Source organism: Pseudoalteromonas sp. MelDa3 (assembly GCF_002863625.1).
Classification (GTDB): Bacteria; Pseudomonadota; Gammaproteobacteria; order Enterobacterales; family Alteromonadaceae; genus Pseudoalteromonas; species Pseudoalteromonas arctica.
Window position 1 is genome coordinate 1 of sequence record NZ_PJBR01000219.1, and the last position, 425, is coordinate 425.

The window sequence follows — 425 nt, forward strand, 5'->3', positions numbered from 1 at the left end:
TAACACCGATCAGTTAAGGTATTTTTGATCGGTTGACCGATCTTTTGGTTGCTTCACAATACCCTTATCATCTTTTGATTATGAGGGTATTTTTATGCTTAGTCATTGGTTACTTGATACGGATATATTCGCCACTCCTGACTCTTTATCTACATTTCAGAAACATATCCCTCTTGAGTGGATTTCTAATGTGCTCGAACAGACCGATAAAGCAAGTATTCGCAAACGTAAGTTACCTGCTGAGCTTGTCGTCTGGCTTATCATTGCAATGGGTCTTTTTCGCGACCGCTCTATTAGTGACGTTGTTGAGAAGTTAGATTTAACACTCACTGATACCCTGGGCGATACGGTTGCTCCAAGTGCTATTCCTCAAGCGAGACAGCGCCTGAGTAGCGACCCCCTCCAAGCCTTATTTCACCTATGTG

1 protein-coding gene is annotated in these 425 nt (G+C 42.8%); it reads left to right on the plus strand.

What is annotated here, in order from left to right:
* Positions 1-94: 94 nt before the first annotated feature.
* On the plus strand, positions 95-425 hold a 331-nt coding region (locus CXF89_RS19230), incomplete at its 3' end, for a transposase domain-containing protein (RefSeq protein WP_180961430.1).